Genomic DNA, 6,427 nt, shown 5'->3' on the forward strand with positions numbered 1-6,427 from the left:
CCACAGGCAGAGCAGGCTCGATCACGCTGTTTGAATGTAATACCATGCATGGTTCAACGAGCAATATTACTCCATATCCGCGCAACAATTTGTTCATGGTATACAATAGCGTGGAAAATCACCTGGTTGAACCTTTCTCGGGCGGTAAAAAACGTCCGGAATATATAGCTGTACGAGATAGCGGCATTCCAGCAATGAGCTAAATGATTCATTCAGCGCCGGGAAACTTTCCTGATGTTAATCCTGGCGTTAGATGTAGGCGGTCGTCTCAAAAGGTGAGCTTTTGAGGCGGTCGTTTTTAATTTAGGAATGATAAAGGTGGACAATAGACTAAAAACATCCAGACATCAGCAGAAGAGCGCAGACATCAGCAGAAGAGCGCAGACATCAGCAGAAGAGTGCGGACATCAGCAGAAGAGCGCAGACATCAGCAGAAGAGCGCAGATATCAGCAGAAGAGCGCGGACATCAGCAGAAGAGCGCGAACATCAGCAGAAGAGCGCGAACATCAGCAGAAGAGCGCGGATATCAGCAGAAGAGTGCGAACATCAGCAGAAGAGCGCGGATATCAGCAGAAGAGCGCAGACATCAGCAGAAGAGCGCGAACATCAGCAGAAGAGCGTGAACATCAGCAGAAGAGCGCGAACATCAGCAGAAGAGTGCGGACATCAGCAGAAAAGGAATCCGCCAGATTGAAATCACAATTAATATCTCATAAAAAAGCCCACAGAATGAAAATTCCGCGGGCTTTCTCACCTAAATACGATTATGTTGTCTGGTCATACTGGTTCACGTCAAACAGATCAATCAGTTCGATATCCGGATGATTGTCTTTGAACCAGTTGAGGGAAAAGTCGTTCTTGAACAGCACAACATAGTTGTCGGAGCGGTCGCGGACCAGCATGTTGCGCTCGTCATACAGTGAAGGATCAACCTGCTCAGATTTTAGCCACCTTGGGACTCGCTCGCCAATGGGCTCGAAGCTAACCTCCACATTATACTCATTCCGCATGCGGTACTGGAAGACTTCATATTGCAGCTCACCGACAGCACCAAGAATATAGGATTCGGAACGATAGTGTTTATACAACTGAATGGCGCCTTCTTGGACGAGCTGCTCGATTCCTTTTTTAAATTGCTTGGCTTTCATGACGTTTTTGGCCGTGACACGTTGAAATTGCTCCGGCGGGAATTGCGGGAGCTCCTGATATTCGAACATATTTTTTCCCTCAAGCAGTGTATCACCGATATGATAGGCGTTCGGATCATACACACCGATGATATCACCGGCATATGCTTCCTGAACCGTATCACGATCAGAAGCCACAAATTGTTGTGACTGCGCCAGTTTGATTGGCTTTCCGGTACGCGCCAGTTTCACGCTCATCCCGCGTTCGAATTTGCCGGAACATACCCTTAAAAATGCGACTCTGTCCCGGTGATTGGGATTCATATTAGCCTGGATTTTGAAAATAAAACCAGAAAACTCCGGATTATCCGGTGACACGACACCTTCTGTTGATTTGCGCGGAGCAGGCTCTGGTGCCATCGAAATAAACGTGTCAAAAAACGTCTGTACGCCAAACGGAGCCAATGCACTTCCGAAAAAGACCGGAGTCTGCTCGCCGGCAAGTACTGCATCGATGGAAAATTCATCACCGGCTTCTTCAACTAGTGCCAATTCATCGCTGGCAGCTTTATACGTCGGATTGGAAACCAGTTCGTTATTGTCCGGTTGATTGAGATCTGCATAGGGAACATAAGACTCATCTTCATCCCCATTGTATTGAATAAATTGCTTCCCGTGCCGGTCGAATGTGCCAAGGAATCGTTTGCCCATGCCGGCTGGCCAAGTCATCGGATATGTTTCAATGTCGAGTACTTCCTCAATCTCTTCCAGCAATTCGAGCGGTTCGCGTCCTTCACGATCCAATTTATTAATGAATGTAAAAATAGGAATGCCGCGCATTTTACACACTTTAAACAATTTGATTGTCTGTGCTTCGATTCCTTTGGTCGCATCGATGATCATGACAACACTGTCGACGGCTGTTAATGTTCGGTATGTATCTTCACTGAAATCCTCGTGCCCGGGTGTATCCAGAATATTTACCTGGTAGCCGTTGTATGGAAAATTCATGACACTGGATGTCACGGATATACCGCGCTGTTTTTCAATTTCCATCCAGTCTGATGTGGCAAATTTTCCCGACTTTTTCCCCTTAACCGTTCCGGCTGAACGAATGAGATTGCCGAACAGCAGGAGCTTCTCAGTCATAGTAGTCTTCCCGGCGTCCGGGTGTGAAATGATGGCAAAGGTTCGCCGCTTTCTTAATTCATCTTGTATCGTCATAAAAAATCCCTTCTATATAGAGTAGCTTTTTGTTCCGGAGAGGTGGGCGAGGGAAGGACATTAGAAAAACTCGGCATTCGCCTCGTCTTATAGCGAATGCCGAAGCGTTTCTTATAAGGTCACCCATCATTTATATTTTCTGACGTTATTAGAAAAACTCGGCATTCGCCTCGCCTTATAGCGAATGCCGAAGCTTTTCTTATAAGGTCATCCATATTTTATATTTTCTGACGTTATAAAAGGAGGGCTCATGAATATAATTGTTTATGGAATACCACCATCAAAAGATAGCATGTTGGGGGGCTTGCGTCAAACAAGATGGTGTAAGAAAAACAGGTGTGCCCTTGATGAGGGAACACCTGATCAGGTGAATCGTGTTTGTTATTTGTTATAAGCAGCTGCATATGTGTTCCAGCCACCGTCGAGATTGATGGCATGAAATCCATTTTCCTGCAAAATACGTGCTGCGATGTAGCCGCGTAATCCTGCCTGACAGTTCACATAAATTACTTCGCTGACAGGCAGTTCAGTGAGGCGGCTGCGCAAATCATTAAGTGGAATGTTGACAGCACCGTCGATAAACCCTTGTTCCAGTTCATGCGGATCACGGACATCGACTAATGTGCCGCCATTTGCAATCATGGCATCTATTTCATACCATTGTACAGTTTGCGTCATTCCCTCCACAATGTTGCTGGCAGTGTAACCTGCCATATTAACCGGATCTTTTGCCGATGAGTATGGCGGTGCATAGGCAAGTTCCAAATCAGGCAGATCCATAACGGTCATTCTGCCTTTCATTGCTGTTGCTATGACATCAATCCGTTTGTCGGCACCTACCTTTCCAATAGCCTGCGCGCCGTAAATGCTGCCGGTTTCTTTATCAAATATAAGTTTCAATGCAATGGATTCAGCCCCGGGATAATATCCGGCATGTGAAGAAGGATGCACGTGGACCACTTCATAAGGAATATCCAGCTGCTTTAGTGTTTTTTCATTATTACCGGTTGCCGCTACTGTGTAGTCGAAAACTTTAGCGATCGACGTGCCCAGTGTGCCTTTGTAAGTCGTTGTTTTTCCATAAATATTATCTGCTGTGATACGCCCTTGCCGGTTGGCAGGCCAAGCCAATGGTACCATCGCTGGCTGTCGATTTGTATAATCATTCACTTCTATCGCATCACCTATGGCATAAATATGCGGATCACTGGTCTCTAACTGACTGTTTACTTGAATGCCGCCACGATCTCCAATGGATAATCCGGCGTTTTTCGCCAATTCATTTTCTGGACGGACGCCAATGGATAGTAGAATCATATCCGTGTCAATTTCCAGTCCATTGCTCGTTACAACTTTGCTACCGTTATTCTCGAAAGCTTGCACACCATCATTTAAGATTAATTGAACCCCTTTATCGGTGAGGTGGCTATGAATGATAGACGCCATTTCGTAATCGATTGGGCCCATCACTTGGCTGGACATTTCGATAATCGTGACGTCTAATCCGCGCTCAGTCAGGTTTTCGGCCATTTCTAATCCAATAAAGCCGCCACCGACAACAACAGCATGCTTCGGATGGTGGTTGTCTATATAGTCCTTTATGCGATCCGTGTCCGGTATATTCCGCAATGTAAACAGTGCTTCAGCATCCTTGACTCCTTGGATAGGAGGTACGACCGGGCGGGCGCCGGGTGATAAAATGAGATCATCATAGGATTCTTGATATATTTCGCCGGTATCAAGGTTTTTGACAGTGATAGATTTGGCCGTCCGGTCAATAGCTGTCACTTCACTGGACGTGCGGACATGCATATTATATCGTGCAGACATTCCCTCGGCGGTTTGCACAAGCAATTTGTTTCGATCCTGAATCGTTTCTCCAATATAATAAGGTAGGCCGCAATTGGCAAAAGAGATATAAGCTCCCTTTTCCAGCAAGATAATTTCGGCCTCTTCATCTAATCTTCTCAGTCTGGCTGCAGCCGTTGAACCGCCGGCTACACCGCCAACAATAATAATCTTTTTGGACATAAATCATTCTCCTTTAAATTGTTTTACCCCCTGGGGTATATTAGCATCGTATAATAAACCATATGAGTATGGAGTGATATAAGTCACTCATTGACAAAATACCTACAGGGGTATATAGTGGAAATGGTCCATTTGAGAAAGAAGCTGTATGATACTGGTGTTTATCATTCTCTTGACAGTTTATCCGGGGTTGTTTATTGTTACTATATTCCATGGCAGATTTATTAATCATAGAATGAAGGACTCAAGAAAGGAGTGATATAACGATGCAATATGAATCTGACGTAAAAAACCGTGTAAAACGTATTGAAGGACAAGTAAAGGGCCTTATGAAAATGATGGAAGAAGAAAATGAATGCCGCGATGTTGTCACACAGATGACTGCAGTACGCAATGCGCTGGATCGTACGCTTGCCCTGGTTGTCAGCAAGAATTTGGAGCAATGCATCCGTGAAGAGAAAAAAGATGGCGAAAGCTCTGAAGACCTTGTGAAAGAGGCGGTCAACCTGCTTGTGAAAAGTAGATGAACAAAAGGTATTGACAGATACCGTGCTTTTTATTAGAATATGAAATAGGTTAGCCAACAGTACTAACCCTTTTTCTTGCTTTTGTATATACCCCTACAGGTATAGGTATTAGGATCTGGTGGAAAGGAAAGGGATGTTTATGCCGGACAAAAAGAAAACAACAATTGTTTTATTCAGCGGTGACTATGATAAAGCAATGGCAGCATATATCATTGCGAACGGCGCAGCGGCTTATGATCATGAAGTCACCATTTTCCATACATTCTGGGGTCTGAATGCATTGCGGAAGGTAAACCATACACCCGTAAAAAAGGGTTTACTGGAAAAAATGTTTGGGAAAATGATGCCCAAGGGGACCAATAAAATGAGTCTCTCCAAAATGAATTACCTTGGTATGGGCCCGAAAATGATTAAGAAGGTTATGAAGAAACACAATGCCATGCCACTGCCGCAATTGGTTGATATGGCACAGGAACAAGATGTTAATTTGCTTGCCTGTACGATGACAATGGATTTGCTTGGTTTGCAAAAAGAAGAATTGCTTGATGGCATTGATTACGGTGGCGTTGCAGCTTATGTGGGTGAAGCGGAAGACGGGAATATTAGTTTATTTATTTAAAATATATACCCCCGCCCGTAATTTTAAAAATTAAATAAGCGGCAGAATAGGAGTATGTAAAACATTTCAAGGAGGCATATTGAAAGTGAAGGAAATTAAGATGAATGAGTTGGTTGAAAAAATCAATCGTAACAAAAACGTAAATGTTATTGATGTGCGTGAAGATGAAGAGGTAGCGCAAGGCAAAATCCCTGGTGCGAAACACATTCCACTTGGAGAGGTGCCTGATCGTCTCGACGAAATTGACAAAGACAATCACTATTATATGGTTTGCCGTTCCGGGGGACGGAGCGGAAAAGCTGCTGAATTTCTTAACAGCAATGGATATGATGTTACTAACGTAGACGGCGGCATGCTTGCATGGAATGGGGACATTGAGACGTAATAGAAAGTAATGATAAGGAAGCAGGCATGTCCGAATGGGACGGTCTCATGGAAAATTCAACAATTAATTTCAGGAGGAATAAATAATGGCAACTAACAATACACGTGTAGCGATTATTGCAGCAAATGGTGGTATGTTTGATGCATACAAAGTGTTTAATATCGCGACGGCAGCTGCAGCATCCGATAAAGAGGTGGGAATCTTTTTCACATTTGAAGGGCTAAACCTAATTCATAAGGAGGCACACAAAAACTTGCCGCTGCCGGAAGGGAAGGAGCACTTCCAGGAAGGTTTTGAAAAAGCGAATGTACCGTCTATTAGTGAGTTATTAGAAATGGCTCAGGAGATGGGCGTGAAAATGATTGGCTGTCAAATGACGATGGATGTTATGGTTAGCCCCCAAAAAGGGTAAAAAAGTGTCCAAAATATACCAAGACTACGTTATAATAAAGGTAACTATACAATTCTTCACAGGGCGGTGCTACATATGTTTAAACACGGTAAAAAGGAACA

Annotated in this window: 6 protein-coding genes and 2 pseudogenes; 6 read left to right on the forward strand and 2 right to left on the reverse strand. The window is 44.1% G+C overall.

Annotated features, from left to right (window positions below):
- Both IEW67_RS17250 and IEW67_RS17255 read left to right on the forward strand, forming a co-directional pair.
- A pseudogene (locus IEW67_RS17250) lies at positions 1-203 on the forward strand (ectoine hydroxylase); the annotation flags it as partial.
- Between the two features lie 115 nt (positions 204-318).
- A complete protein-coding gene (locus IEW67_RS17255; protein WP_188634319.1) occupies positions 319-624 on the forward strand; it encodes a hypothetical protein in 306 nt (101 codons plus the stop codon).
- 141 nt (positions 625-765) lie between these two features.
- Here IEW67_RS17255 and IEW67_RS17260 read toward each other — a convergent pair whose 3' ends face one another.
- Positions 766-2,352 carry a peptide chain release factor 3 gene (locus tag IEW67_RS17260; protein WP_188634320.1) on the reverse strand — a complete coding sequence of 529 codons (1,587 nt, stop codon included), beginning with the start codon at positions 2,350-2,352 and terminating at the stop codon, positions 766-768.
- 381 nt (positions 2,353-2,733) lie between these two features.
- Entirely contained in the window at positions 2,734-4,383 is a 1,650-nt protein-coding gene (locus IEW67_RS17265; protein WP_188634321.1) for a CoA-disulfide reductase, read from the reverse strand.
- 266 nt (positions 4,384-4,649) lie between these two features.
- On the opposite strand from IEW67_RS17265, the gene IEW67_RS17270 reads away from it, so the two are divergent.
- The 4 genes and pseudogenes from IEW67_RS17270 to IEW67_RS17285 form a co-directional block, all read left to right on the forward strand.
- On the forward strand, positions 4,650-4,910 hold the full coding sequence (locus tag IEW67_RS17270) for a metal-sensitive transcriptional regulator (RefSeq protein ID WP_188634322.1): 261 nt from the start codon (positions 4,650-4,652) through the stop codon (positions 4,908-4,910).
- A 139-nt stretch (positions 4,911-5,049) separates the two neighbouring features.
- Positions 5,050-5,529: a DsrE/DsrF/DrsH-like family protein gene (locus tag IEW67_RS17275; RefSeq protein WP_188634323.1), complete on the forward strand. Its 480-nt coding sequence runs from the start codon at positions 5,050-5,052 to the stop codon at positions 5,527-5,529.
- Between the two features lie 85 nt (positions 5,530-5,614).
- Entirely contained in the window at positions 5,615-5,914 is a 300-nt protein-coding gene (locus IEW67_RS17280; protein WP_188634324.1) for a rhodanese-like domain-containing protein, read from the forward strand.
- Between the two features lie 85 nt (positions 5,915-5,999).
- A pseudogene (locus IEW67_RS17285) lies at positions 6,000-6,305 on the forward strand (DsrE/DsrF/DrsH-like family protein); the annotation flags it as partial.
- Between the last annotated feature and the right edge of the window lie 122 nt (positions 6,306-6,427).

Source organism: Lentibacillus kapialis (genome assembly GCF_014646635.1).
Lineage (GTDB): Bacteria > Bacillota > Bacilli > Bacillales > Amphibacillaceae > Lentibacillus > Lentibacillus kapialis.

What these genes read in the sequence shown, in the direction of transcription:
- IEW67_RS17275 (WP_188634323.1), top strand. Translation starts at nt 5,050, where the DNA reads ATGCCGGACAAAAAGAAAACAACAATTGTTTTATTCAGCGGTGACTAT.
- IEW67_RS17270 (WP_188634322.1), top strand. Translation starts at nt 4,650, where the DNA reads ATGCAATATGAATCTGACGTAAAAAACCGTGTAAAACGTATTGAAGGA.
- IEW67_RS17265 (WP_188634321.1), bottom strand. Translation starts at nt 4,383, where the DNA reads ATGTCCAAAAAGATTATTATTGTTGGCGGTGTAGCCGGCGGTTCAACG.
- IEW67_RS17260 (WP_188634320.1), bottom strand. Translation starts at nt 2,352, where the DNA reads ATGACGATACAAGATGAATTAAGAAAGCGGCGAACCTTTGCCATCATT.